Genomic DNA, 26075 nt, shown 5'->3' on the forward strand with positions numbered 1-26075 from the left:
CAGCTTTGAACGAGGGGAAGAGTCTGCGCGCACGCCGGTTGATGTCCGCGTCGGGACGGTCGCTGATCGTCCCGATGGACCACGGCATCAGTGTCGGCGCGACCACAGGTCTCCGTGACATCGCCGCAACGGTCGGACAGGTGTCGGACGGAGGCGCCAACGGAGTCGTCCTGCACAAGGGCCTGGTGCCCACCGTGCAGAAGAGCCTCCGCCCGGATACGGCGCTGATCGTGCACATGAGCGCCTCGACCTCCCTGGGCGACCACATCAACCGCAAGGTGGCGGTGTGCACCGTCGCCGAGGCGGTACGGCTCGGCGCGGACGCGGTGAGCCTGCACATCAACGCCGGCACGGAGACCGAGCCGGAGCAGATCGTCGACACGGCCAAGATCGCCGAGGAGTGCAATCTGTGGGGCGTGCCCCTGCTGGCCATGGTCTACGTGCGCAGCTCGCCGGAGGACGAGTTCAACCCCGTGAAGGTGGGTCACGCGGCACGGATGGCCGCCGAGCTCGGTGCCGACCTCGTCAAGTGCCACTACACGGGGGACCCCGACGCGTTCTCCGAGGTCGTCGAGGGATGCCCGGTACCCGTCCTGATCGCGGGCGGGGCTGCCCACGGGGACATCCGCAAGCTCTTCACGACCGTGGCCGAGGCGCTCGACGCCGGAGCGGCGGGCGTGTCGATGGGACGCAACATCTTCGAGTCGCCCGACGCCACGGTCCTGACCCGCCACCTCGGGAAGCTGGTCCACCAGGGCTGGTCCGCGGACCGCGTCTACGACGCCTATCAGGAGCACCTCGCGTCCCGGCAGCTCGCGGCCGTCTGAGTGTCACTCCCCGCTCCGCACACTCCACTCACCGAACAGAAGGCGAACATGAGCGACGTCATCGAGGACAAGCCCAAGGCCACCTCCACCAAGCAGCGGGCGCAGGAGCCGCCCAGGAAGACGGCCGCCCCGGAGCCGGCCCCCGTACAGGCGCCGCTGCCTCCCGGCGAGAAGTACACCTGGCACGACTTCCGCAAGGCCGCCGGCCGGCCCGACACCGCAGAGATCTTCGAGGCCGTACGCCGCCTGCACGCCGGCGGCGCGGTGGTCGTCGACGAGGAGCAGCTCGCCCTGGTGCCCGCGGGCCTGCGGAAGGTCAAGCTGTTCTCCGGCGTTCCGTCGCCGGAGAAGCTCGTGAAGATCCGCAAGGAGTACGACGTACTCGTCCTGGACGCGGACGTCGTGGCGAGCAACTGGTTCGTCGAGAACGAGGCGAAGATCGGCATCACGGTCGGCGCCGCGGTCGATGTCGTCGACCCGCCCTCGCTCCAGCGGGCCGTCGAGATGACCCGCGAGGTCAAGCTGCTGCTCGTCACCTTCAAGGACTCCACCAAGATCCCGCTGGAGATCGTCCTCGCCGACGCGCAGAACCACGGCTGCCAGACCGTGATGGGCGTCCACGACAGCGTGGAGGCGAACGTGGTCTTCGGTGTCCTGGAGATCGGCGCCGACGGCGTCCTCGTCGACGTCGACGACCTCACCGCGGTTCACCGCCTGCACGAGGTCCTCGTGGCCGCGCAGCGCACGCACGGGCAGCAGCTGCAGAAGCTCACGGTCCTGGAGACCAAGCACGTGGGCATGGGCGACCGGGCATGCCTCGACTTCACCTCGTACCTCGGGCTCGACGAGGGCGTGCTCCTCGGCTGCTTCTCCGGCGGCGGCATCCTCGCCACCAGCGAGACGCACCCGCTGCCGTACATGCCCACGCGGCCGTTCCGGGTCAACGCGGGCGCTCTGCAGATGTACGTGCTCGCCCCGGACAACCGCACGTGGTACCTCTCCGACCTGCGCGCGGGCATGGAGGTCCTCGCGGTCCGCACCGACGGAACCGCACGGCCGGTCACCGTGGGGCGCGTCAAGATCGAGCGGCGCCCCATGCTGCAGATCACCGCGGAGGCGGAGGACGGGACCCGGATCACCACGATCATGCAAGAGGACTGGCACGTCCGGGTCTTCGGCACCGACTCCAAGCCGCGCAACATCACCGAACTGAAGCCCGGTGACGAGCTCTTCGGCTTCACCCAGGAGCCGGGCCGGCACGTGGGCGTCAAGGTGGATGAGCTGATCATTGAGCAGTGATCCCTGGGACGGCGTGGACGTGGTCGATGCCCATGCCCACGCCAACCCAGCTCTCGTGCCGCGCCTGCTCGCCACCATGGCCGCAGAGCGCATCTCCTCGGCGTTCCTGGTCGCCGGCGGCGTGGTCTCCCCTGCCGAGCTGTCCCACACCATCTTGACGGAGGGCCCGGGGCGGGACGTCGACGCCGACAACAGCGCGCTGCTGGACGCGATCCGGGGCGAGCCCTCACTGGCCGCCTTCTACTTCGCCAATCCGCACCGGGTGGCCGGTGAGGCGGACGACCTCCTGTCCGCGGAGTGCGCCGGGATCAAGTTCGCCCCGGGTGTCCACGGCATCGGACATCTCGACCCGCGGGTCCAGTCGTACGTCGACATCGCGGCGGAGCGGGGGCTGCCCGTGTACTCGCACTGCATCGGCAAGGGGGCGCTCTCCGTCGAGGAGTACGCCCGGCTCGCGCGCCGCAACCCCGGGGTGACCTTCATCCTGGGCCACGCGGGGCGCGGCAACTTCGATCTGGACGCCGCCCAGGAGATCCGCGACACGCGGAACGTGCTGTTCGAGACGTCCGGCGGTTTCGACTTCGTGATCAAGGACGCGGTGGAGACCCTCGGTGCCGAACGCGTGGTGTTCGGCTCCGAGTTCCCCATCCAGCACCCCCGCGTCGAGCTGACCAAGCTCGCGCTGGCCGTGGCAGAGGCGGATCTCCCCGCCGTGCTCGGCGGCAATATCCGGCGCGTCACCACCACGAGGAAGGGAGGAAGCACATGACGGGCCACGACGCGACGGCCGCCATCGTGGCCCACGCGTACCGCAACTCGCCGTACCTGCGGTCCAAGTACCGGGCCGCGGGAGTCGATCCGACCTCCTGGTCGGACGAACTGTTCGGCCGGCTGCCCTTCACCACGAAGGACGACCTGCGGCTCGCCTACCCCGACGGCCTGCTCGCCGTCGACCCCGGCGAGGTCGCCGTCATCCACGAGTCCAGCGGTACCACCGGGGAACCCACCCCGGCGTACTTCACCCGGGGCGACATCGACGAATGGCTGGACCGGATGCTGTTCAACGGCGTCGGGCTCTCCGAGCGGGACGTCGTGCTCGTCAAGACGCCGTACTCGATGCTCACCACCGCCCACCAGATGCACGGCGCGGCGCAGCGGGCCGGCGCCACCGTCATCCCGGCGGGCAACCGGACCGAGCTGATGCCCTACAGCCGTGCCCTGCGGCTGCTTCGTGACTACCGGGTGACGGTCGCCTACTGCATGCCCGTGGAGCTGATGCTCTTCGCACGGCGCGCTCTCGCCGCGGGTCTCGACCCGACGAAGGACTTCCCTGCCCTGCGGGCCGCGGTCGTCAACGGCGAGGTGCTCAGTCCCGCCAAGAAGCGCTTCCTGGAAGAGCTCTGGTCCATCACCCTCTTCCCGGACTACGGCTCGACGGAGACCACCACCCTCGGCGGCGCATGCACCGCCGGGGCCCTGCACCTGTGGTCCGACCGCTTCCTCTTCGAGGTCCTCGACGAGGCCACCGGCCGCAGTTCCCCGTACGGCTCGGGGGAGCTGGTGGTCACCTCGTACCACCGCCGGGCCATGCCGATCGTGCGGTACCGGATGGGCGACATCGTGACCGTGCTGGACGGGGCTTCGTGCCCGTGCGGCAGCGACCGCCCCCGGGTCACCGTCCACGGCCGGGCCGCCGACAGGTTCACCGTCGGCGGTCGGCAGCTGTTCCCCATCGACGTCGAGGACGTCGTGTACGGGGAACTGTTCGGCTGCGAACCCGTCTTCTGGTCCGGCGAGGTGGACGGCGACCGACTCGCGCTGGTCCTGGAGGCCACGGACTCCGGCGCGGCCGAGGTCCGCCGGCGCGCCGACGGTCTGGCCGCCGCGGTCGACAGCCGGCTCGGGATGCGCTCCGCGATCAGCGTGGTCCCGCCCGGTACCAGCATGACGCTCGACCGGCAGGCCGAGCAGGAAGCCATGTTCAAACCCGTCTATCTGCGCATGCGCGGCCAGAACCGACGCGGCCTCGACTACAGCGGCCCCTCCCAGGAGAACTGACGTGACGGACATCAACAGCCGGCCGGCGATGACGGCCGAGGCAAAGGCCGAGATGTGGAAGGCGATGTACTTCCGTGCCCAGGCCGGCATGGAGCGCTACATGGTCTCCCACTACGGCTACGGCGCCATCGACGAGTGGATCGACTTCTCGGCCGAGGCCACCGCCAAGCAGTCGGACCGCTACAGGACGGAGGGCGCGATCCCCTTCACCGAGAACCTGTCCCGGATCCTGGGAGACTGCTGGGGTTCGGACGTCACCGTGCGCTCGGCATCGGTCGACGGGTCCGAGGTGGACATCGAGAACTGCGGCATCCTCTCGTACCGGCAGGGCGCCGCGAAGCTGGGCATCGAGCTGACCTTCGACGACCCGTGCCGCGAGTACTGCACGAAGCTCCAGTCCTCCATCGCCGCCAAGCAGGAACTCACGGCCACGTTCGAGCTCAAGCCCGGTGGCTGCACCTGGTGCTTCACCCGTAACCCGGCACCGGCCGCGGAGGCGTCATGACCTCGGCCACCACGGCACGACACGAGGTCCCGGCCGGCGTGACGGATGCCGACCGGCTGCGGCTCCTGCGCACCACCCTCGTCCAGGCCGCGAAGTCGCCGTACTACGCCCCCGTGCTCGGGGGCCTCGGCGCCGAAGCCCTGCGCGAGGCCGACTTCGACCTCCTGCAACGGCTTCCGTTCACCGACAAGGAGCAGCTGCGCGAGGCGGGGCTGCGCGTCCTGTCCGTGCCCCTGGCCGAGACCGTCCGCTACTACGAGTCCTCGGGGACCACCGGCACACCCACGCCGACGCCGAAGACCAAGAAGGACATCGCCGCCAACACCCGGGGACTGCTGCTGAACTGGCGGCGCATCCTGCGGCCTCGCGAGGACAAGGCGATCCTGCTCGTCCCCTCCGACATCGCACCGGTCGCCGACGCCATGGTCTACGGCCTGGAGGCGATGGACGTCTTCAGCGTCCGCGCGTTCCCCTTCACCCGGGGTGTCTCCGGGTGGGATCAGATCGTGCGGATATGCCGGGAGACCGGTATCACCACGGTCCTCACGACTCCGGGCCTGAGCCTGCACTTCTACGCGGAGCTCAAGACCCGCGGACTGGACCCGACCGCCTTCGGCATCCGCACCGTCCTGCTCCTGGGCGAGCTCCTCACGGAACCCATGCGGGCCATGCTGGAACGGTTGTGGAACGCACAGGTCTACATCAACTCCTACGGCTCTTCCGAGATGGGAACCTGCTCCACCTCCTGCCCCGAGAAGCGCATGCACCTGCTGGAGCACATGTACCACTTCGAGTGGGTGGACCCGCAGACCGGAGCTCCCACCACGGCGGAGACCGCCGAGCTCGTCGTCACCACGCTCACCGCGGACGCCCGGCCACTGCTCCGCTACCGCACCGGTGACCTGGTCAGGCGTGTGTCCGGCGACTGCGCCTGCGGCCTCGCCCTGCCGATGGTCGAGGTACTGGGCCGGGTCACCGACGAACTGGAGATCGCCGGGCGGCGCCTGCGTCCGTACGACGTCGAGGAGATCGTCTACGCGATCCCCGGCCTGCTCGGCTACTGCATCCGGTTCGAGGACGACGGCCGGCCGCTGCTCTGCCTGGAGGTGGAGCGCGACCACCAGGACCCGGCCAGCTGCGCCGAGATCACCCGGCTCGCCGAGGAGGCGCTGCTCGTCCGGGACCTGCCCCTGGAGGTCGAGCTGTCCTTCGACTTCAACGAACTCACCAAGCGGGGAGGAGGGTTCAAGAATTGGAAACTCACCCACGTGGTGCGGAACTGACCGTCCGGAACACCTGGCGGCTCGATGGCTGGGTCACGGCCGTGCGGCTGCGCGACGAACAGGTCGCGGCGGCCGTCGCCCCAGGGCGCCTGGCCCTCGGTGGCTGGGGCAGCGCCGCACCGGACCGACTCATCGACTGCGACAGCGCCATCACCGATCTCGCCGCCCATCCGGACGGCTGGCTGCTGTCCCTCGAAGCGGGAAGCCTCGTACTCGTCTCCGGGCGGGGTGAGGTACTGGAGCGGCGCGACGGAGTGGGCGGCTGGCGGCTGGCCGGCGAACCGCGCGGGTTCGTTGCGGTCGACCGCAACGGCTCGGTCGCCCTGGTCGATCACCGGCTGGGGCCGCTCTGGGTCGAGTCCGGCCCCTCGGCCTGGGACATCTGCCTCGGGCACGGCCTCGTCCTCACCCCGAGCATCGAGGGCTCCGTCAGCTGCCGCGCGGCCGCCACCGGAGAGCTGCTCTGGCAGCACACCGAGCCCTACCCGGTGTACGGATGCGCTGCCGTCGACGGGGGCTTCGCAGTGGGGACCGCCGAAGGATCCCTGGCCGTCCTCGACCCGTCGGGCACGGTGGTGCGCCGCCGGGCCGCCCACGCCGTGCGCATGACCGCCCCCGGCGGCACCGGCGAGCTGCTGGCCGCATGTGTCGACGGGACGCTGCGCTCGTACGACACCGAGCTCACCGAGCGCTGGCGGTTCACCACGGGGTCCTGGGTCAAAGGGGTGGACGTACGGCCGGACAGCATCGCCGTCGCCTCGGCCGACCACCACCTCTACCTCCTGGACCGCGACGGCCGTGAGCTGGGTCGCCACCGGTCCGGTCACACCATGCTGTCCGTCGCCCGCGAGGACAGCCGGCTCGCGGCGGGCTCGGCCGACGGACTCCTCTACTTCCTGACCTGCGATCGAAGGAGCACCATCCATGTCTGAGTACCCAGCGTCGAAGGTGGACGTCTGTGTCGTCGGCGCCGGACCCCACGGCCTCGCCTTCGCGAAGGCCCTCCTGGACGCCGGCCACAGCGTCGCCGTGGTGGACCGCGAGACCGACCGCTCCGGCAAGCGCCAGACCATGCTCATCCAGCCGGGAGCCATCAGCGTGCTGGACTCGCTGGGGGTCCGCCCGGCGGTCGAGAGGCAGACCCACCGCCTCGACGGATACGACTACTACGTCGACGGCGACCGCATCGCCGCACTGCGCTACGCCGACATCGAGGACAGCCCGTTCGGTTACGGACTCGGCGTGCCGTACCGGGTCATGCAGCACGCGTTCCTCGACGAGCTGGTCGCACACCCGGACTTCGAGCTCTTCGACGGGGCCGGGGTCGACGCCCTGCTCAAGGACGCGTACGGCACCCTCAGCGGTGTCGCCTTCACCCAGAACGGCGTAGAACGTTCTCTGGAGTGCCGCCTGTTGGTGGCCGCCGACGGCGAGGGTTCGCCCACCCGCGACCTGGCCGGCATCTCCGTACAGCCCGCCACCTGGGACTACGAGGCGATCACCTTCCTCGCCCCGCGCCCGGACGGCTGGCCTTCGGTGCTGAGCAACTACCGTGCCAGTGACAACCGCTACCTGGGACTGGCGGCCTACTCCCCCGACGAGCTCAGCGTGCTGTGGGGAATCCGCAGCGGCTCCTTCGAGGAGGTCAAGGCCCAGGGCTTCGATGCGCTGCTGGACCGGATCCTGTCGGTGGAGCCCCGGCTGCGCCCCGCCCTGGAGGGGATCAGCGGCTGGGAGGACGTACGCCACCATTCCTTCCCCGGGCACATCGCGGAGACATGGGTGTCGGACGGGGTGATGCTGATCGGCAGTACGGCGCACAGCCTGACCACCTTCGGCGGCCAGAACATGAACCTGGCACTGTACGACGCCCAGGCCGCGGCCCGGACCGCCGTACGCGCCCTGGCCGAGAAGGACCTTACCGCCGCTTCGCTGGCCGAGTACGAGAAGGAGCGTCGGCCCCTGGTGGAGAGCATCGCCAAGTTCCAGTCCCAGGCAGCGGCCCCGGACACCACCGGTTCGGGCGGTCCCGCGGCCGAGGCGGTCGCCGCCGGTCTGCGGCAGATGTTCCGGTCGATGGCGCTCGGCCCGAGCGCTTGGCAGGGAGCCCCTGCCGGCCCGCCGGCGGGCTCGGGCCGGGGCCCCGGGGCGTTCGACCCGTCGATGATCCCGACCGAGATCTACCGGTTCGACTTCCGTTACGACGCCGCGCTCAACTGGGCCTGGAAGAAGGCCCCCAAGAACGATCCGGTGATGACCGAGATCGGCATGTACGCCTGGGAGAAGAACGTACCGATCATCGGCCCGTTGTCCGGCCGGCTGCTGTGGCAGCTGGCGAAGATCTCCGGTGCCAGGCGGGTGTTCGAGTTCGGTTCGGCGGTGGGGTTCTCCACGATCTGGCTGGCACGGGCGGTCGGTCCCGGGGGCAAGGTCTACTACACCGAGTCCGACCCCGAACTCGCCGCCAAGGCCGCGTCGTTCATCGAGAAGGCGGGGGTCTCGGACCGGGTCGAGCTCTTGGTCGGGGACGCGCTGGAGTCCTTCCGTGCGGTCGAGGGCGACTTCGACCTCATTCTGTGCGACATCGACAAGCGCCTCTACCCGGAGGTGTTCGCCATGGCCCTCCCCCGGCTGGTCAGCGGCGGCCTGTTCGTCGCCGACAACATCTTCTGGAACGGGGACGCGCTGACCGGCTACACGCGTGATCCGCTGGGCCGGGCGATCGGCGAGACCGTGGACGCCATGCTCGCCGAGGAATCGCTCTTCACCACCCTGATCCCGCTCGGGGACGGGCTCGCGGTCGGATACAAGGAATGAGCGTACGGCTGGTCGCGATCGGCGGCAGCATCGGGGCGTCGGGCCGCCCCTCCCGGACCGAGACGGCCCTGCGGCGATCGGCCGCCGCGGCGGTCGCCGCCGGCGCCGAGGCGGAGTTCTTCGTCGGGGAACAGCTGAGACTGCCGCTGTACGACCCCTCGTCCGCGGTCCGCGACCTACGGGCCCAGCAGCTCCTGGAGGCCGTACGCCGGGCCGACGCGGTGCTGATCGCGTCACCTGCCTACCACGGCGCGGTCTCCGGGCTGGTGAAGAACGCGCTGGACTACTTCGAGGACCTGCGCGAGGACTCCAGGCCATATCTGGAGCAACGCGTGGTCGGCTGCATCGGAGTGGGGTCGGGGCCGCAGGGCCCGGCCGCCGCGCTGCGCAGCCTGCGGGACATCGTGCACGCCCTGCGCGGATGGCCCACACCGCTCGGCGTGGTGGTCGGCGCAGCGCCGACCGACCTCTCCGGCGGCCCGGACGACCGCACGGCGGCGCAGTTGGACGCGATGGGGACCGAGCTGACCGACTTCGCCCGGATCCGGACAGCGGCGCGGCCGCTGCTCGGCTGACCGAACAGGGACGGCCGCGCGCCACGGGCAGTCCAGCCAGCGGAAGGAGCAGGAAGTTCGATGGAACACCCCATCATCTACGGTGTGTGCCACGACATGCACGTGGCACGGGTGACGGTCGCCGGCGTGCCGCCCCGGCCGGGCATCGCGGCGGAGGTCTTCCGGCGTCTCGCCAAGTCCCACGTCATGTCGGACATGGCACAGAACACCGCCGCGCCCGGCGGCCGCAATGACCTCTCCTTCGTCGTCCGCGAGTGCGACTCGGCGACGGCGTTGGCCGTGCTGGCGCAGGCGGAACAGGGCATGCGGTTCGACTCGGTGAGCGTGGACGTCGGGATCGGCAGGGTGGCCGTGGTCGGCGCCAGTCTGCGCTCCAACTCCGAGGTCATCGCCCGGTATTTCGAGTCGCTGCGTGACGCGGACGTCGCGGTCGAGATGGTCGCCGTCACGGACACCCGCATCTCCGCGGTCACCCGGGAGCGGGACGCGGGGCGGGCGGCCCAGCACCTCAAGTCCACGTTCCAGCAAGGCGATCCGAGTCCGCTGCACCATCAACGCGCGCCGAAATTCGTTATGTTGGGCAAGGGCGCGGACGGGGCCGCCACATGATCGGTTCATGACGAGGGGCTTGAATGCGAGACCAGCACAGCACCGAACGACGGGTCCGGGTACTGATCGTCGGAGGGAGTCTGAGCGGCCTGTCGGCCGCCATGTTCCTGGCCGCGAGAGGCGTCGAGTGCCTGGTGGTGGAACAGCGGCCGGGGACGTCCGTCCATCCCCGGGCGCGACTGGTGACAGCCCGTTCCATGGAGCTGTTCCGTTCCGTGGGGATCGAGGAACAGGTCCGCAAGGCCGGCGATCCCGGGCCCATCGGCTTCGTCGTGGTGAACACGCTGGCAGACCCGCACTACGTGCCGACCGGCAACCACGTGGACGAGACCCTGGACATCAGCCCGACCGGCATGCGCCTGTGCGATCAGCAACAGCTGGAACCGCTGGTGCTGGCGCGGGCACAGGAGCTGGGCGCGGAGGTCCGGTTCGGGACCCGCTTCGAGAGCCTCACCCAGGACGCGGGCGGGGTCACCGCGACCCTGTCCCGCGTCGACACCGATGAGCACTGGACGGTGCACTGCGACTACCTGCTGGCGGCGGACGGCATCCGCAGCCCGGTACGGGAAGCGCTGGGGATCGGCCGGCACGGCCCCGGAGCGCTCGGCCGCTCGGTCAGCGCGATCTTCGACGCGGATCTGGAACCGGTGATCAAGGGCCGACGGGCCATGGCCGTGATCGTCAAAGCGGCCGGCGCCTTCCTCTTCGCCCGCGGCAGCAGCGAGGCCCGCAGGTGGCAGCTCGGCTTTCCGATGTTCGAGGGCATGGACTCCTCCCCGGAGGGGCTGCGGGAGCGGACGCGGGAGCTGGTGCGGGTGGCCGCCGACAGCCCGGACCTGGATCTCACCGTGCACAGCGCCATGGCCTGGGAGAGCGCGGCCCTGGTCGCCGACCGGTTCCGGGCGGGCCGGGTGTTCCTGGTGGGCGATTCCGCGCACGCGATGCCGCCGGCCGGCGGATTCGGTGGGAACACCGGGGTCCAGGACGGCCACAATCTCGCCTGGAAACTGGCCGCGGTCCTGGACGGGACCGCGGGCGAGGAGCTGCTCGACACGTACGACGCCGAGCGGCGCCCGGTCGCGGACTTCACCGTGGAGGAGACCATGGCGCGGATCGGCCAGTCTTCGGCCGAGTCCCGGGCGACGGTGCAACTCGGTTACTGCTACCCGTCGCTGTGGGCCTCGGTCCCCGGCAAGGACGCCCGCGACACGGTGGACGGCGAGGCCGTGATCGCGGAGAACCCTCTCCAGCCGTCGGGCCGTCCGGGGACCCGGGCGCCCCATGTGGTGCTGGAGCACGAAGGACGGAGCATCTCCACGCTGGACCTGTTCGGCGACGGCTTCGTCCTGCTGGCCGATGCCCGCGCCGAGATGTGGCGGACCGCGGTCCCCGGCCTGACGGTGCGGTACATCGTGGGCCCGGACCGGAACGCGTCGGGCCAGGGCCCGGGCTGCACGGACGTCCACGGGACGTTCCTGTCGGCATACGGGATCGGTCCCGGCGGAGCCGTGTTGGTCCGCCCGGACGGTTTCATCGGCTGGCGGACGACAGACGGGTCCGCGACCGCACGTGAGCGGCTCGGTGCGGCGGTTCTGGCCCTGACCGGCCGGGCGGCACCCGGCGGCGGTCCCCGCTGAGCGGGTGCCGCCGCCGCGGCGCGTGCGGGCCGGGGCCTACATCATGATGAAGGTCTGATCGAGGTCCTGCGCGGCGAGCGCGAGCACGAAGGCCAGGATGCCGCGGGTGCGCACCGGATTGATCCCTGTCAGCTGCTCGATCTTTTCGAGGCGGTAGGTCAGGGTGCGCCGTGCCACATTGAGCCGGCGTGCGGTCCTCGTCCGGTCCAGGTCCATCACGTAGAGGGTGCGGAGCGTCTTGAGGAGTTCCGGAGCATCCGCGATCGGGGTGATCAGCGAGATCAGCTCGCGGCGGTAGTCGCCGTCGCGGGAAATGGCGAGCTCGCTGATCACCTGATTGCTCTCGACCGTCTTGCCCTCGAGCCCGGCAGCGTTGGCAAGAGCCTCGATCCTGGCGGCCTCCTGGATGGCCGCCGAGAGTTCGGTGCGGGCCGCGGTGACCGTGCCGGCCGGAGCGGCGAAGGACACGCCCACCCGCTTGAGCTCCTCGACGACCCGGCCCACCAGTTCGACCGGACTCCGGTGCCCTCGGATCGGTACCAGGATGCACAGGTGGTTGCCGACCTGGCAGCTCAGCCCCAGGTCTTCGCCGGTCAGCGCCGCCGAAGCCCGGGCGACGGTCGCGACGCCGGGTACGGCCTCGTCGACGACCCGGCCGACGACGACCGCGTACTGGTCCGCCGGTGCGTGGTGCGCGGCGGCCGCGAGTTCGTCGGTGGCGGAGCCGTTGAGCATGAGGTCCGCCAGGACTCGACGCGAGGTGTCCAGGCCGGCCTGCTTCTGCGCGTGCACATAGGCGAGGCTGATGGCCGCAATGATCTCTTTCACGGTCGTGGACGCCCACTGTGTCAGCGACACGAGGTCACCCTGTTCGCCGGGCCTCGCCGATACCCAGCAGGCCGCGACGGCTACCGAGCAGCCGACTTCCCAGGCGTGCAGCAGGGGCATGATGCGCTCGCCCCGCTCGGCCAGTTGCACTGCGACCGCAGCACACTGCGCGAGAACGTCCGCCGGCAGTGAGCCACCGCCCCGATAGAGCTCAAACCCCCGACCCAGGACCGCACACAGAATCTCCACATATTCTTCAGATTCGAGCGAGCCGCTGCTCTCGACGTATACCTGAATCTTTAACCAGATCTCCTTGGCGATTTCCTCCGTACGTTCGACGAGCCTGTCCAGTACGTCATCGCGAGACATCTCCAACGTGCTCACCATCACATGCCCCCCTTGCATGCAGAACACGCTCCGGCACGTAATCCCCGGCAACGGCGGGGCAAGCACGGAGCGCATAGCCAAGCAGCGACAAATCTCTCATAGATTCGCGCCACACTCCACGAGTCTTCCGGCCACGCCCCCGAGCGTGGCGTGATCTGAATCACATCCAATTCCTTGCGACACCCGGGAATGGGCCTTCGTGCGGGCTTCTGCCGACACTGTGTCTCACAGTTCGGTCAATGGCGACCCCGGACCCGGGCTACCCCCCGGCACTTCCCACATGTGCACACTCCACTGTCTTGTTTCGACACTGAGCACATGTTCCGGCGCCTGTTGAAGCCGATAGTGGAACCGATGCGGCGGCCGCATCGGCGAGGGGAGACCAGTGTTCCTGGATCACGTCACTTTTGCTGTACACGACCTCGACGAAATAGTCCTTCAGATAGAAGGAGCACTGGGTTCCGAATTCGAGGTCCCGACCCGCACCATCCCCGGGATCACGGGCCGGGTCATCGCATTGAACGGCACATTCCTGGAAGTCATGGCGGTGTCGGATCCCGAACAGGCGGGCCTTTCCCCGTTCGGCAAGAAATTCGTCCAGTACCTCGACGAACGGGGCTCCGGAATCTTCTCGGCCACATTGTGCACCAGGGACCTCGCCGGGCTCCAGGAGAACCTGCCGGAAACCGTAAAGAACTGCGGACCCATTTCCACCTGGGTACCCCAGCCCGACGGCTCCAAAATCCAGTTCTCCTCGCTCTTCTTCGGCCAGTACCACCTGATGCCGTGGGTCATCGAGTATCACTCCGAGCTGCCCGACGTCGCCATCGATATGCGCCTGCGCTCCGCCACGATCCAGGTGTCCGACCTGACCGCGGCCGTCGGGCGGTACCGCACGGTGTACGGAATCCCCGAGAGCCGGGTGCAGCGGACCGGGGGCGCGGCCCGGCTGGAACTGGAGAACAGCTTCCTGGAGTTGAAAGAAGCCGACCCGGAGGGTCTGTCGACGGTCGAGATCGAAGCCCCGGGCAGGATCATCCGGCTGGCCTTCGACAACAACTCCGTCGAGTTCGCCGAACTGAGCATTCCGTAGCGTAAGGGCTGTCCCGCTCGGCGCCGTCGAGGTGCACATGCAGCGCGGCCGGGACGTCCTTGGACGCTCTGCTCCTCCGTGACTGCCGTGTCAGAGGTGACGGTGTCCACCACGCCATGCTGGGCATCGCCCAGCTGCAGAATCTCGCCCTGACCCAGTGACCGCGAGGGTCAACCCAGCTCAGCCACGTCAGAGCCACCGGACTTCGGGGGTCTCTGGTGACCGCATTCCAGTCGGGTTCCGTTGGCGTCCGTCACTGTGTACTCCAGGACAGTCTTGGTCGGGTCGCCGTCCTCATACGGCCACACCGTGATGCCTCCCTCCCAGACGACGGTGGAGAACCAGACATCGTTCCCCTCGGCTTCGGGCGCGACCGTGAAGACCTCCCCGGGCTTCAGACAGAAGTCCTCACCGTACGGCTCGATGAAGAGACAGAGATCGCCATTGCCTGCGTTCTCCACAGGTAGCCTGCTGCGTCCCACTCGTCCCCCCAAGACCGCTACTCCGATGAGCCGTTCCACAGCACCCGTGTCTGCCAGGAGCTTCGCGTGCTTGTCTCCCGGGACTACCGGGCGTCGCGCCGCCGACGCGCGCGCTCGAACTCGGCGACATCCGACATCCAGGGACCGTGCTGTTCGAGTGCGGCGCAGCCGCCGCGGACGAAGGCGCTCACCAGGTTCCGGTACCCGCCGATCCCGTCGACCAGGCTGTACTCGACCCGGTACTCCGGATCCGACCCGCCTTCGCCCTCGCTCAGCGTCGTGATCCGGGCGAGGGAATCCGCGTAGAAGTGGAGCTGGATCCCTTCGCCCATCTCCTCGTCCTCGATGGTGCACACTTCGTTGTCCGCGGCAGAGCGATCGCCGACGAACTCCCAGAACTCCGCTGCGGCAGTGCGGGGACTGTCCCGTAGCCACTTCTTCTCGACGCCCTTGTCGTCGGTGAACGACAGGACCGTCTTCCTCGCACTCCCGCCGAAGTCGGCGCGGTGGCCGGCAGCCTCCTCGTCATCCTCCATGGGTGTGCTCCTGGAGCGGTCCGCGGCCTCCGAGCACATCAGGAAGCTCACGGTGCGCAGCGCGTCATCACGGCATCGGGCATCCGCCTCGGAACCGTCGCGCCGTGCAGATACTGGCCCGTGTACCTCAAAATCGCGGCGTCGAGTGGACCGAGCACTGCTCCGCGCTCGGCGCGACGGCGGTCCGCGTGGTACTCCTGGGCTCGCTTCCCGTTTGATGTCTCTGTCGCCGCGCGCATCGCCGGGTCCAGGAGCGCGACGGCAGCGTTCTCGTCGAGTCGACCCCGGGTACCGGCGGCGTCGCACAGCGGAAGGGCCGCACTCCACAGCAGCAGCTGTCTGGCCAGGTCCTCCCGGATCACTGCAAGATGGGCTTCGCTCATCGAGAACGTGAACGTGCGAGGCTCGTGGTTGGCGTCGGCCCCGGCACCGAGCATCAGCTTCAGCTCGCCGTCCTCGCGGATCACGTTCGGGATCCAGCCGCTCTTGCGCGTGAAAACGATGTCTCTCATGGACTCGGTCTTTCCGCGGAACGGCACCGGCCGGCATCACGGCGATGTTGCAGCGCTGCCCCGCACCATGTGTTCACGACCACCGTGCGAATTCGATGTCGAGGCGGGTGTCGGTGCGCACCCAGACTTCGCCCCCGGCGGCCTCGGCCGGGGCGTCGACTCGTTCGACACCGAGGAACTCGATCAACTTGAGCAGTTCGGCTCGTTCGGCTCGGTCATCGTCGACACCGTGCGAGTCGAAGAAGACGTAGTACTGGTCGCTCGGGTCCACGTAGCCCGAATCTGCCCAGATCCGAGCGACTTCCTCGATCGCCGCTGCTTCCGTCGTGATCGCGGCGGCGCGGGCGGCACCGCGAGTCTCCGGGGACGCGTCGAGGTCGGCGAGGTCGGAGAACCACTGGCCGAAGCGGTCGAGGCCGGCGTATCCGTTCTCGAAGAACAGCATCGCGCTCGGAAGGTAGCGATTGGCCCTGTCGACCTGGAGGTATTCCGACCGAGGTCGGTCCGCATCTTTGATCCGGGAGATCACGCCTCGCCCGGGCATGAGTACCAAACTCTGCCCCGACGGTTCATCATTGATGGTGTAGGTGTCAGAATCTCGATCACGGAAGAACGCAGAGAACGCTACGTAGGCTTCCTGAGGGTCGCCCACGGAGACCTGCTGGTCGTTGCCATCACCGGCGGCGAAGACGAACTGTTTCGGTCCGGGGCGGTAGGGGCGAGCCATTCGCGTCCTTCGTTCACGTGTGGTAGTTCCACCAGCGTAATCGAAGCAGAGCACACGGACCTGCCGTCCGACCTGCGGTCCGCGGGCAGCAGGGCCGGGGCACGCACCCGCTGGAAGAGAGACCGTTTCGGCCACGCCTCCTACGCGCTGGGACCGCTACGTCGACCAAATCGCCCCCGTCACCCGCTCGTCCCGCTCCCGCCCGCCGGCGGACCCGGACCGCCGGGAGCCGGTGGCTCCCCCGGCCCGGTGCCCGTGGACGGGCGGTCCCGCCGGGGGTCCCGGTATCAGCCGCGCTGCGCGGGCCACTGGGTCACGCTGGTCTGCCGGCCGCAGTTCGTCCTGCTCTCGTCCTGGCAGATCTGCACGTAGCTGGTGGTGGTGAGCGCATAGGAGATCTTGGTTTCGACGGGCTGGCTGCCCGATCCGCACTGGGTGGCCAGCTTGCGGACGGGGCCGGGGACGAAGTCCCTGACGGTCACGGACCACAGCGAGTAGCAGCCGGGCCCGGTGTTGCGGAGCTCGCCCTTGACCACCAGCGACGAGCCCGGCTCCAGCCAGCGGGTGCCGTCGGCGGTGGCGGTGCCGTGAGAGACCGACCACGGTATCGGGGCCGCCGACGCCGGGGCCCCGGCCAGGAGGAGACCGGCCGCCGAGGCGGCCACGACGGTCAGGGACTTGAGGACGCGGTTACGCATGGAACAGGTCCTTTCGGAAGGGTCATGTGACATGAAAGGTGCAGCAGTCGGTGTTCCCGGACACGATGTGCCGCGCCGGGACGGGACGGGACGGGGCAGCAGGTCCGCGCGAGCACGGGGCTACCCCGGTCCCTGTGCTCCCCGCAGCGGCGCCACCGGCAGGGACGGCTCCCCCGGGGGCGTCAGCAGACGGGTCAGGTGTTGTGCCGAGGCCTCCCAGGACCAGGACTCCTGGGCCCACCGGCGACCCGCGGCACCCATGCCCGCCGCCCGTTCGGGGTCGAGCAGCAGCTGGGTCAGGGTGCCGGCGACCACCTCGGCGTCGGTGCCGTCCACCACCCGGCCCGTGCGGCCGTCGAGCACGGTGTCCGGGGCACCTCCGGAGTCGCCGACGACCACGGGCAGGCCGCTGGCGGCCGCCTCCAGGAAGACGATGCCGAGGCCCTCCGCCTCCAGGCCGCCCCTCCGGGTCCGGCAGGGCATCGCGAAGACGTCCGCGGCCGCGTAGTACGCCGGGGTCTCGGTGTGGCGCTTGCCTCCGACGAACCGCACGGCGTCGGCGTCGTGGCGCAGGGCGAGCTTGCGCAGCCGCTCCTCGTCTGGCCCCTGGCCCACCACCAGCAGGATCGCGTCGGGCACCTGACGGCGGATCATCGGCATCGCCTCGATCAGCTTGTCCTGGCCCTTGCGCGGCACCAGGCGGGCCACGCACAGGATGACCTGCTTGCCCTCCAGCCCCAGTTCGGCGCGGAGGGCGGCTCCCGCCGCGGCGTCGGGGCGGTAGACCTCCGCGTCCACGGCCGGGACGAGCCGGCTCAGCTCGGCACGCGGGCCGAGGGCGGGCCCGATGCGGGCACGCGTGTAGTCCCCGAGGTAGGTGACGACGTCCACGCCGTCGCCGATGCGGCGCATCATGCGGCGCGCACCCGGGACGCGGGACCACCAGATCTCGTGACCGTGCGTGGTGGCGACGATGCGTCGCACCCCGGCGTCACGCCGAAGGGCCGGTGCCATCAGCGCGAGTGGGGCCGCGGCCCCGAACCACACCCGGTCGCAGCCGTGGGCGCGGGCCACCTCGACGGCCCTGCGGGTGACGCGGGAGGTCGGCAGGAGCATGCGGGTGGAGTCACGGACGACGGGGAAGGGGAGCGTCGCGTCGTAGGCGGTGTCGCCCGCCTCGTGCGAGGTGTAGACGACGACGTCGTCGGCGGGCACCCGGGTGGCCATGGCATGCACGAAGGTCTCTATGCCGCCCTGGCGGGGCGGGAAGTCGTTGGTGATGACAAGAGTGGAACCCATGACAGGGCAAGTTCCTTCAGTCGTGGGTGGGCGGACGAGTCGTGAAGAGGTAGTTACGGAAGTCGTCCGTGACCGCGGCCTCGGGGTGCCATCCCCCTTCGCGCCAGCGGTACATGGAGTAGCCGAGCCCTCGCAGGCCCGCGACGAGGCCGGCCGGGCGGGCGTCGTACTTGGCGAGGTGACGGTCCTCGATCTCCAGCAGCAGCGACGGACGGTGCCGCAGCAGAGTGCGGCGGGCGCCCGCGAGCACGGCGGCCTCGGCTCCCTCGACGTCGGCCTTGATGAAGTCGACGCGGTCGAGGCCCAAGTGGTGGCACAGGCCGTCCACGGTCCGGACGGCCGTGGCCACGGAGCGGGACCGGGCGAACTCGGTGTTGGGCCCCGGGCCGTTGGCCCCCTCCGTGAGGTACGCCCGCCCGTGCACCGGCAGCAGACGGCGTCGGGGCAGGCTCATCGTGCCGGGCTGGGCGCGAGCCGCCAGGGCCACGCGGTGCACGGTGACGTTGTCGCAGCCGAAGGCGGATGCGGCGGTGCGCAGCCAGGCCGCCGGACCGGGCAGGGGCTCGATGCTGTGGACGGAGCCTTCGGGTCCGCTGAGTGCGGACAGGGCCCAGGTGTAGAGGCCGTACTCGGCACCGATGTCGAGGCAGACGGCACCCGGCCGCACGAAGGGCCGCAGACCCGCCACTTCGTCCTCGACGAAGGAGAAGCGCGACGAGGCCCAGGAGAGCCCGCCCGCCACGGCCGATACCCGTACGCCCGCACGCGCGGGGGCCGGACGTACGGGTTCGGACGGATACGGCGGCCGGGGTAACCGGCCGGTGGCCGAAACCCTGTTCGTCGCCATGTGATCAGACTCCTACGTTCATCAACGCACGGGGTGCGGCGTACCGCTCGGAAAGGATCTGCGCGTTCGCGCTCTCGCCGATCAAACTATTGATCACACCCTCCGATTGTCATCAGTCCGCGGATGTAACCCCGGAGAACGACAGGCCGGAGCGGATCGGTCGGCCGGAATTCACGTCGCGCGCATCCGAATGGGGATTTCACTCGGCCGAGGCACCGGACGACCGGTCGTCGCCGCGGTCTCCCGGAACGGGAAACCGCTCCCGGTCGGGGGTTTGTCGTGGCGGTGACCGGCCGACGAGCGGGGTGTTTCGGCGGTGTCGGGAAATCAGGAGTCCATCGCTCCGGAAAGGAGCGGCGGGGATGTCTGCCCGTACGCGAACGCATGCCGATTCCGGAGGCCCCCGTGCGCGCGGCCCGTGCTCTTCGCCGAGGGCCGCACGTGGAACGGGAACCCTCGCCGTCGAGGTTCCGAGCGCCGCTGGGCCGTCTCTTCCGGATCCTGCCCGGAGTCGCAGCCCGGTCCGGTACCGGCCACGCGCGGGCTCCGAGGGCGGTGCAGGCGCTCGATCGCCGTCGGGGGTGCGGTCGGCACGCCGGGGTGCGCCGTGCCGGGCACACCGGCCGGCCCTGCGGGCAACGGGCCCGAGGGCCGGCCGGAACCGCTCGGGGGCCGACCGTCAGCAGGCCGCCCGGTGCCCCTCGGGCTGAGCCCCTTCGTCCAGCTCCCGCGCGAACTCCATCCAGGTCTCGGCGACCTGGCGCGCGAGGTCGACCACCAGGGCGCCACAGTGCGACGGCACCACCGTGGTCAGTTCGGACCACTCCCTGGTCCCGATGGCGTTCTGCTGGAGCAGCCTCAGCAGTTGCCGCCCCTCCTGCTTGTGCCGCAGCGACGGGTCCCGCAGCAGCCTCTCCACGACGGCGGCCGGCGGAGACGGCACCGGAGGCATCCCACGCACGGTTCTCGGCCTGTCGGCCCGGGCTGCTCCGCTCATGCCGGTCGCTTCGGCCGCAGCGGGCGGCTGTCCTGAGGCGAGCCGCTTGCGGACGTCGCTGACGGTGGCCGGCGAGATGCCCGCACGCCGCGCGACCTCGCGCAGCGACGTCATCGGATCCTCGGTGATGATCTCGGCGGCCCGTCTGCGGCCCTCCGCACTGTTCAACGGGCGTACCTTGCCGTCGAGTCCGACACGGGCGACCGGCTGCTGCCCCGGCCCGGTCATCTCGCGCCGGATCTTCGCCACGGTCCGCGCCCCGAGGCCCGCGGACCGCGCGATCGCCCGGTCCGAACTGCGCGGGTGGGACCGTATGATCCGCTCCGCGGCTCTGCGCCGGTCCGCGTGCGGCAGCGGCAGGCCGTGCGCCACGTTCGCCTCGACGGCGCGCAGGAACGCTTCTTCAGCAGTGCCGTCGAAGAACTCGACGTCGATCGACTCCTGGCCCTTGAGCGTGGCGGCCATCAGGCGGTGCGTTCCGTCGATCACGCGCATCGTGCGGCGATCGACCAGGATCGGAGGCAGCGGGGCGTCGAGTTCCGCCAGTCTGGCGGCGTGGTCGGCGTCCTTCCCCTGCGACCGCGGGGAGTCCCCCGAGAGAATCAGACCGATCGGCACGGTCACGACGTGCGGGAGGGCAGCGCCTTGCGCTGCTGGGAATGTGGGACCGGTTTCGGTTGCCGCCCCATCGGATGGGCGGGCATAGGACATGCTCAAGTAGTTCACCCCGTTGAATAGCCTGGTACATCTACTGCTCGCGCAGCTCACGGCCCTGGAGTCGACCGCGGGCCGGCAGCGCGGTTCCCCTACCGCACCACGGTCCCGCTCGATCCGGCGCTCGGGCAGTCGTCGGACATGGCCAGTCCCCCCGCCATCCGACCGCCCTCTACACCACCACTCCCTTGGTCGTCGAGAGTGTTGCTCCAGGTTGTGATCAAATCACAACCGGTATCCCGGCGGTACGTCAAATCCGCCTACGCGCGCATGCCGAAGCGCTGCCTGGGCAGGCCGGCTTCCGCGCCCACGGGGCGCATGTTCTCGTCGAGCTCCTGGGCGAATTCCATCCAGGTCTCCGCGTACTGGCGCGCGAGGCCGACAACGCTGTCCCGGGCGTGTGAGGGCACGACGGCGGCCAGTTGGGCCCACGCCCGGTCGCCGAGCGCACCCTGCTGGAGCAGGCGCAGCAGCTGGCGTCCCCCCTCCTTGTGTCGCAAGGAGGGGTCGCGCACCAGCTTCTCCATCAACTGGACCGGGTCGAGCTGCACCGGTCTCGCCTTGCGGACGGGCCGCGCTCTGGACATCTGCCTGGGGATGGACGGCAGGGTCCCGTCCACGTCCGGCGCGAGGGCAACGGGCCTGCGCTCCGCGACGGGCTGCTGCCCGGCCAGCAAACGCCTGCGGACGTCACTCACCGTCGCGGGCGAGATCCCCGCACGCCTCGCCACCTCGCGCAGGGAGGCTTCCGGGTTCTCGGCGATCAGTTCGGCGGCCTTCCGGCGGCCCTCGGCGCTGCTCAGCGGCCGGACCCTGCCGTCCTGCCCGATCCTGACGGCCAGTTGGCCCGCCTCGCCGGCGGAAGCCCGCCGGATGGCGGCCACCGATTTGGCGCCCAGGCCCGAAGCCCGGGCGATGGCGCGGTCCGACATCTGCGGGTGGGCCTCGATGATGCGCGTGGCAGCAGCCCTGCGGTCCTTCTGGGAGAGCGGGAGGCCGTGCGTCACGTTCGCCTCGACCGCGCGAAGGAACGCCTCCTCGGGCGTTCCTTCGAAGAGTTCCGCGTCGATCGACTCCTGGCCCCTGAGACAGGCGGCCAGCAGCCGGTGCATTCCGTCGATCACGCGCATCGTGCGGCGGTCCACGAGGATGGGGGGTAACGGAACGTCGAGCTCCGCCAGCCGGGTCACGTGCTCCGCGTCCTGCCCGTCCAGACGGGGCGACTCTCCGGGAACGAGTAAGGCGATGGGCAGGGAGACGATCTCCCTTCCGCGCGCGTCGGCGCCTGCGGCGGTTCTGCCCGAGTCGGTGGCCGAACCGGGTCCCACGGAATCCATCCCACTTGGGCAGGCCGGACTCATTCTCGTATCCCCCATTGAGTAGACAGGTCCTTCTCTGCTACGAGCACGCCGGGCGCCTGACTGTCAAGCGGTCAGACCTTCGGTCACCAACGGCGCCCGGGCGTGCGACAGCAACGTCCATCACTGTCATAAATTCGACAAAAAGCGCAGGTAAGCCAAGGCTCACCTAACCCCGGATCGCATAAGCAATGTGCGAACTCCGTCATCGTCACCCGCGAGTCATTGCACTGTCGAGAGCTGATCGATCGAAACTTGATCGAACGAACAGCCTTCACATCGCAGCCCGGCCCCCGCGCCCAAGCCGCGTTCGAATGAAATTCGCCATAGGGGATACATCGCGCCAATCAAAGGCGCGTTCAACTGTCGCTTCGCGCTGGTTGAACACCGCTCGTGCCCACGGCACACGGCCGTGGGCCCGATGGCGGTCCACCCGGCGCCCGTAGTGCCGATGCCGTCGGCCATCCGGGGATGGCCGACGGCATCGGCACGGCGGGCTACTTCTGCGCCGCCATCGCCTCGATCAGGCTCTTGGGCCGCATGTCGGTCCAGGACTTCTCGATGTGGTCGAGGCACTCCTGGCGTCCCGCCTTCCCGAACACCGACTCCCAGCCTTCGGGCACGTCGACGAAGACGGGCCACAGCGAGTGCTGGCCCTCGTCGTTGACCAGGACCAGGTACTCGGCATCGGGATCCTCGAACGGATTTGTCACCACGCCGTCCTTTCTTGGGTACATGGGATGCATGGCATCGGTGGACGCGCTCCCGGGCACTTCTCCCGGCCTCGCCCCCACCGCGGACGGCCGTCCGGCGCGGTGCCGGGCCAGCCGGGGGCCACTATGACCTGAAGCCCTGTCGGCGCGTCAATCAGGACTGCGGACGCTGCGCTCCGGGCTGTTCAACTGCCCCCAGCGCGCTGGTTGAACAGGGCCGAGGCGCCGGGCGGCCAGGTCTCACCTGCCCTTGATCGACGCGTCCGCCCGGTGCCATCGTGGAACGCTGGCATGCCACATCACCACCGCGCCGTGTCCCCGTCGGCACTCACCGCCGAGCGCTGGAACGCCCGTACAGGCATGGCCGGGGCGCATCTCGATCTCCGGCTCCGGACCCTTCGCCCCCGAATCCTTCTCCTCGACTTCCAGGAGGCCGTCTTGCCCATGCCCACCGCCCATCAGGGAGCGCCGCCATGCCGTTCGTGAGCACCAACGGGATCCGGCTCTCCTACCAGCGGTCAGGCCGAGGGGAGCCGGTGCTCCTCATCATGGGCTCCGGCGCCGCAGGCCGCGTGTGGACGATGCACCAGACACCCGCTCTGCACCGGGCGGGCTACGAGACGATCGTCTTCGACAACCGGGGCATCGCGCCGTCCTCCACTCCGCCCGGCGACTACTCCCTCGCGGACATGACCGCCGACACGATCGGACTGATCGAGGCACTGGACATCGGGCCGTGCCGCATCGTCGGCACGTCGATGGGAGCCATGATCGCCCAGGAGCTCGCGCTCGCCCGCCCCGAACTGGTGCGCTGCGCCGTCCTCATGGCGACCCGGGCCCGGTCCGACGCCGCGCGGCGCATGATGCGGGAGGCGGACCGCGAACTGCGGGCCTCCGGTATCACCCTCCCGCCCAAGTACGAGGCCGTCCGCACCGTGCTGGAGATGCTGTCCCCGACCACGCTGAACGACGAAGCCGCGGCCTCCGGTTGGCTGGAGATCTTCGAACTGACCTCGGGCAGCTCCGCCCCGGGCCAGGACTCTGTCGACACGTTCGGCGACCGCCGCGAGGCGCTGCGCGAACTCACGGTGCCGTGCCGTGCGATCGCCTTCTCCGACGACCTCATCTGTCCTCCGCACCTGGTCGCCGAGGTGGCGGACGCCATCCCGGACTGCGACTACGTGGAGATCCCCGGCTGCGGTCATCTCGGGAACCTGGAGAACCCGGACGAGGTGAACACCGCGGTCATCGAGTTCCTCGGAAAGTACTGACCGCCCCTCACGAGCACGAAGGACGTTCCATGGCAAGGAAAAAGAGCGCGGCCGAAGACAAGGCGCGACTACGGTTCGACGACGGCTCGATCACCCGTCGGCGGATCAAGCAGGGGACGTTCCGGCGCATCCTCCCCTACGCCCTGACCTACCCCTGGCCGATGACACTGCTGGTGATCAGCACGGTCGTCGATGCCGCGGCCACCGCAGCGGGCCCCCTGCTCCTGAAGATGGTCATCGACGACGGCATCCTGCCCGGCCGGACCGACACGGTGATCTGGCTCTGCCTGGGCGTGACCGGCCTGGCGCTGGTCGAGGGTGCCGCCATGTACGTACAGGCCTGGGCCTCGGGCCGGATCGGCGAAGGAGTCGTCTACGACCTGCGCAACAGGGTGTTCACGCACATCCAGAAGCAGTCGCTGACCTTCTTCACCCGCGCGCAGACCGGAGCCCTCGTCAGCCGGCTGAACACCGACGTCGTCGGGGCGCGGCAGGCGGTGACCGTCCTGCTCTCCCAGACCCTGTCCGTGCTCCTCTCGCTGGCCCTGGTGCTGGCCGCGATGTTCTACCTGTCGTGGCAGATCACCCTCGCCGCCCTGGCGATGATCCCGCTCTTCCTGCTCCCGGCGCGTCTGGTCTCGGGCCGGCTCCAGCGCCTCACGCGGGAGCGGATGGAGCTCGACGGCGACATGAGCTCCCTGATGAGCGAGCGTTTCAACGTCTCGGGCGCCATGCTCGCCAAGCTCTACGGCCGCGTGGAGGACGAGTCCGGCCTGTTCGCCCGCAAGGCGGGCCGCGTGCGTGACATCGCCGTGCTGGGGATCCTCTACGGGCGCACCCTCAGCATCGTCGGCACCGTGCTGACGGCGATCACCACGGCCCTGGTCTACGGACTGGGTGGCGTCCTCACCATCGACGGCACCCTGGCCCTGGGCACGCTCGTGGCCATGGTCGCCCTGCTGATGCGGCTCTACGGGCCGATCAACCAGCTCTCCAGCATGCAGGCGACCGTGATGACGGCCCTGGTCAGCTTCGACCGGGTCTTCGAGGTCCTGGACCTCGAGCCGAACATAGCGGAGCGGCCCGGCGCCCGGGACCTCGCCGACGCCCGGCCCGCGGCCGGGAGCGGCGAGGCGCCGGACATCACCTTCGAGGGGGTCAGCTTCCGCTATCCGAGCGGCGACGAGGCCGCGCTCGCCTCGCTCGGGCCGGCCGGCGGCGATCGCCCCGGCGGGGCGGACGAGGCGTGGACCCTGCAGAACCTCGACTTCCACGCCCCGGCCGGGAAACTGACCGCGCTGGTCGGCCCCTCGGGCGCCGGCAAGACCACCATCACCCAGCTCGTGCCCCGGCTCTACGACCCGGATCGGGGCACCGTCCGCATCGCCGGCCAGGACGTCAGGGACCTCACCCTGCAGTCGCTGCGCGACACGATCGGCGTGGTCACCCAGGACGCCCACCTGTTCCACGACACCCTGCGGGCCAACCTGGAGTACGCGCGGCCCGGTGCGAGCGAGCAGGAACTGATCGACGCCTGCGAGGCGGCGCTGATCTGGGACACCGTCCGCGCCCTCCCGGACGGCCTCGACACCCTGGTCGGCGACCGGGGCTACCGGCTCTCCGGCGGAGAGAAGCAGCGGATCGCACTGGCCCGGCTGCTGCTCAAGGCCCCGTCGGTCGTCGTCCTCGACGAGGCCACCGCGCACCTCGACTCCGACTCGGAAGCGGCGATCCAGCGTGCGCTCAAGACGGCGCTGGCCGGACGCACATCGCTGGTGATCGCCCACCGTCTGTCCACGATCCGCGAGGCCGACCGGATCCTGGTCGTCGAGGCCGGACAGATCCGCGAACAGGGCACGCACAAGGAGCTGCTGGCCGCCGACGGCCTCTACGCCGCCCTGTACCGAACCCAGTTCGCGCAGGACGAACCGCTCGAGGAGGCTGCGGTGCTCGACCCGGCGTAGCACTGACGTGGCTCCCGGGCACGACGAAGCTGCCGTCCG

General features: G+C 69.7%; 23 protein-coding genes and 2 pseudogenes. 15 read left to right on the forward strand and 10 right to left on the reverse strand.

Going from position 1 to position 26075, the window contains the following annotated elements:
- The first annotated feature begins 5 nt into the window (after positions 1-5).
- From IE257_RS35365 to IE257_RS35415, 11 genes are read left to right on the forward strand one after another with little or no spacing between them, the layout of a single operon-like run.
- Complete coding sequence (locus IE257_RS35365) at positions 6-827, forward strand: class I fructose-bisphosphate aldolase family protein (RefSeq protein ID WP_209468462.1); 822 nt, start codon at positions 6-8, stop codon at positions 825-827.
- Positions 828-875: 48 nt separating this feature from the next.
- Positions 876-2126: a 3-dehydroquinate synthase II domain-containing protein gene (locus tag IE257_RS35370; protein WP_189973945.1), complete on the forward strand. Its 1251-nt coding sequence runs from the start codon at positions 876-878 to the stop codon at positions 2124-2126.
- Positions 2116-2895 (forward strand): amidohydrolase family protein, encoded by a 780-nt coding sequence (locus tag IE257_RS35375; protein ID WP_189973946.1) that lies wholly within the window; start codon positions 2116-2118, stop codon positions 2893-2895. Before IE257_RS35370 ends, IE257_RS35375 begins: the two co-directional genes overlap by 11 nt.
- Positions 2892-4184, forward strand: a complete 1293-nt coding sequence (locus IE257_RS35380) for a phenylacetate--CoA ligase family protein (RefSeq protein ID WP_189973947.1) — start codon at positions 2892-2894, stop codon at positions 4182-4184. The genes IE257_RS35375 and IE257_RS35380 overlap by 4 nt, the downstream gene beginning before the upstream one ends.
- Position 4185: 1 nt before the next feature.
- Positions 4186-4689: a hypothetical protein gene (locus IE257_RS35385; protein ID WP_189973948.1), complete on the forward strand. Its 504-nt coding sequence runs from the start codon at positions 4186-4188 to the stop codon at positions 4687-4689.
- Positions 4686-5972 (forward strand): phenylacetate--CoA ligase family protein, encoded by a 1287-nt coding sequence (locus IE257_RS35390; RefSeq protein WP_189973949.1) that lies wholly within the window; start codon positions 4686-4688, stop codon positions 5970-5972. The genes IE257_RS35385 and IE257_RS35390 overlap by 4 nt, the downstream gene beginning before the upstream one ends.
- Positions 5942-6904, forward strand: coding sequence for an outer membrane protein assembly factor BamB family protein (locus tag IE257_RS35395; protein ID WP_189973950.1), 963 nt, complete (start codon positions 5942-5944; stop codon positions 6902-6904). Before IE257_RS35390 ends, IE257_RS35395 begins: the two co-directional genes overlap by 31 nt.
- Positions 6897-8789: an FAD-dependent monooxygenase gene (locus IE257_RS35400; RefSeq protein WP_189973951.1), complete on the forward strand. Its 1893-nt coding sequence runs from the start codon at positions 6897-6899 to the stop codon at positions 8787-8789. The genes IE257_RS35395 and IE257_RS35400 overlap by 8 nt, the downstream gene beginning before the upstream one ends.
- Complete coding sequence (locus IE257_RS35405) at positions 8786-9364, forward strand: NADPH-dependent FMN reductase (RefSeq protein WP_189973952.1); 579 nt, start codon at positions 8786-8788, stop codon at positions 9362-9364. The genes IE257_RS35400 and IE257_RS35405 overlap by 4 nt, the downstream gene beginning before the upstream one ends.
- A 60-nt stretch (positions 9365-9424) precedes the next feature.
- Positions 9425-9973 (forward strand): ACT domain-containing protein, encoded by a 549-nt coding sequence (locus IE257_RS35410; protein ID WP_189973953.1) that lies wholly within the window; start codon positions 9425-9427, stop codon positions 9971-9973.
- A 23-nt stretch (positions 9974-9996) separates the two neighbouring features.
- Entirely contained in the window at positions 9997-11610 is a 1614-nt protein-coding gene (locus tag IE257_RS35415) for an FAD-dependent monooxygenase (RefSeq protein WP_189973954.1), read from the forward strand.
- A gap of 36 nt (positions 11611-11646) precedes the next feature.
- On the opposite strand, the gene IE257_RS35420 is transcribed toward IE257_RS35415, so the two are convergent.
- Positions 11647-12825, reverse strand: coding sequence for a PucR family transcriptional regulator (locus tag IE257_RS35420; RefSeq protein WP_189973955.1), 1179 nt, complete (start codon positions 12823-12825; stop codon positions 11647-11649).
- A 385-nt stretch (positions 12826-13210) separates the two neighbouring features.
- Here IE257_RS35420 and IE257_RS35425 point away from each other — a divergent pair, with 385 nt between their 5' ends.
- A complete protein-coding gene (locus tag IE257_RS35425) occupies positions 13211-13918 on the forward strand; it encodes a VOC family protein (RefSeq protein WP_189973956.1) in 708 nt (235 codons plus the stop codon).
- A 71-nt stretch (positions 13919-13989) separates the two neighbouring features.
- A pseudogene (locus IE257_RS35430) lies at positions 13990-14079 on the forward strand (IS5/IS1182 family transposase); the annotation flags it as partial.
- Between the two features lie 9 nt (positions 14080-14088).
- Here IE257_RS35430 and IE257_RS35435 read toward each other — a convergent pair.
- From IE257_RS35435 to IE257_RS35475, 9 genes and pseudogenes are all read right to left on the reverse strand, one after another.
- Entirely contained in the window at positions 14089-14379 is a 291-nt protein-coding gene (locus tag IE257_RS35435) for a hypothetical protein (protein WP_229920852.1), read from the reverse strand.
- A 104-nt stretch (positions 14380-14483) separates the two neighbouring features.
- A pseudogene (locus tag IE257_RS35440) lies at positions 14484-15448 on the reverse strand (DUF6357 family protein).
- A 73-nt stretch (positions 15449-15521) separates the two neighbouring features.
- Entirely contained in the window at positions 15522-16175 is a 654-nt protein-coding gene (locus IE257_RS35445; protein WP_189973957.1) for a DUF6357 family protein, read from the reverse strand.
- A gap of 287 nt (positions 16176-16462) precedes the next feature.
- Positions 16463-16873 (reverse strand): hypothetical protein, encoded by a 411-nt coding sequence (locus IE257_RS35450; protein ID WP_189973958.1) that lies wholly within the window; start codon positions 16871-16873, stop codon positions 16463-16465.
- Positions 16874-16993: 120 nt separating this feature from the next.
- Positions 16994-18172 carry a glycosyltransferase family 4 protein gene (locus tag IE257_RS35455; RefSeq protein ID WP_189973959.1) on the reverse strand — a complete coding sequence of 393 codons (1179 nt, stop codon included), beginning with the start codon at positions 18170-18172 and terminating at the stop codon, positions 16994-16996.
- A gap of 16 nt (positions 18173-18188) precedes the next feature.
- Positions 18189-19019, reverse strand: a complete 831-nt coding sequence (locus IE257_RS35460; RefSeq protein ID WP_189973960.1) for an FkbM family methyltransferase — start codon at positions 19017-19019, stop codon at positions 18189-18191.
- Between the two features lie 679 nt (positions 19020-19698).
- On the reverse strand, positions 19699-20640 hold the full coding sequence (locus tag IE257_RS35465; RefSeq protein ID WP_229920853.1) for a ParB/RepB/Spo0J family partition protein: 942 nt from the start codon (positions 20638-20640) through the stop codon (positions 19699-19701).
- Between the two features lie 350 nt (positions 20641-20990).
- Positions 20991-22058 carry a ParB and winged helix-turn-helix domain-containing protein gene (locus IE257_RS35470; RefSeq protein WP_229920854.1) on the reverse strand — a complete coding sequence of 356 codons (1068 nt, stop codon included), beginning with the start codon at positions 22056-22058 and terminating at the stop codon, positions 20991-20993.
- A 527-nt stretch (positions 22059-22585) separates the two neighbouring features.
- Complete coding sequence (locus IE257_RS35475; protein ID WP_308279507.1) at positions 22586-22801, reverse strand: MbtH family protein; 216 nt, start codon at positions 22799-22801, stop codon at positions 22586-22588.
- Between the two features lie 473 nt (positions 22802-23274).
- Between IE257_RS35475 and IE257_RS35480 the strand changes: the two genes are divergently transcribed.
- Both IE257_RS35480 and IE257_RS35485 read left to right on the forward strand, forming a co-directional pair.
- The gene (locus tag IE257_RS35480) at positions 23275-24072 is read left to right on the forward strand and encodes an alpha/beta fold hydrolase (protein ID WP_189973962.1); all 798 of its coding nucleotides are present in this window, start codon (positions 23275-23277) and stop codon (positions 24070-24072) included.
- Positions 24073-24101: 29 nt separating this feature from the next.
- On the forward strand, positions 24102-26036 hold the full coding sequence (locus IE257_RS35485) for an ABC transporter ATP-binding protein (RefSeq protein WP_189973963.1): 1935 nt from the start codon (positions 24102-24104) through the stop codon (positions 26034-26036).
- Positions 26037-26075 lie beyond the last annotated feature (39 nt).

Source organism: Streptomyces avidinii (assembly GCF_014650695.1).
Taxonomy (GTDB): Bacteria; Actinomycetota; Actinomycetes; order Streptomycetales; family Streptomycetaceae; genus Streptomyces; species Streptomyces avidinii.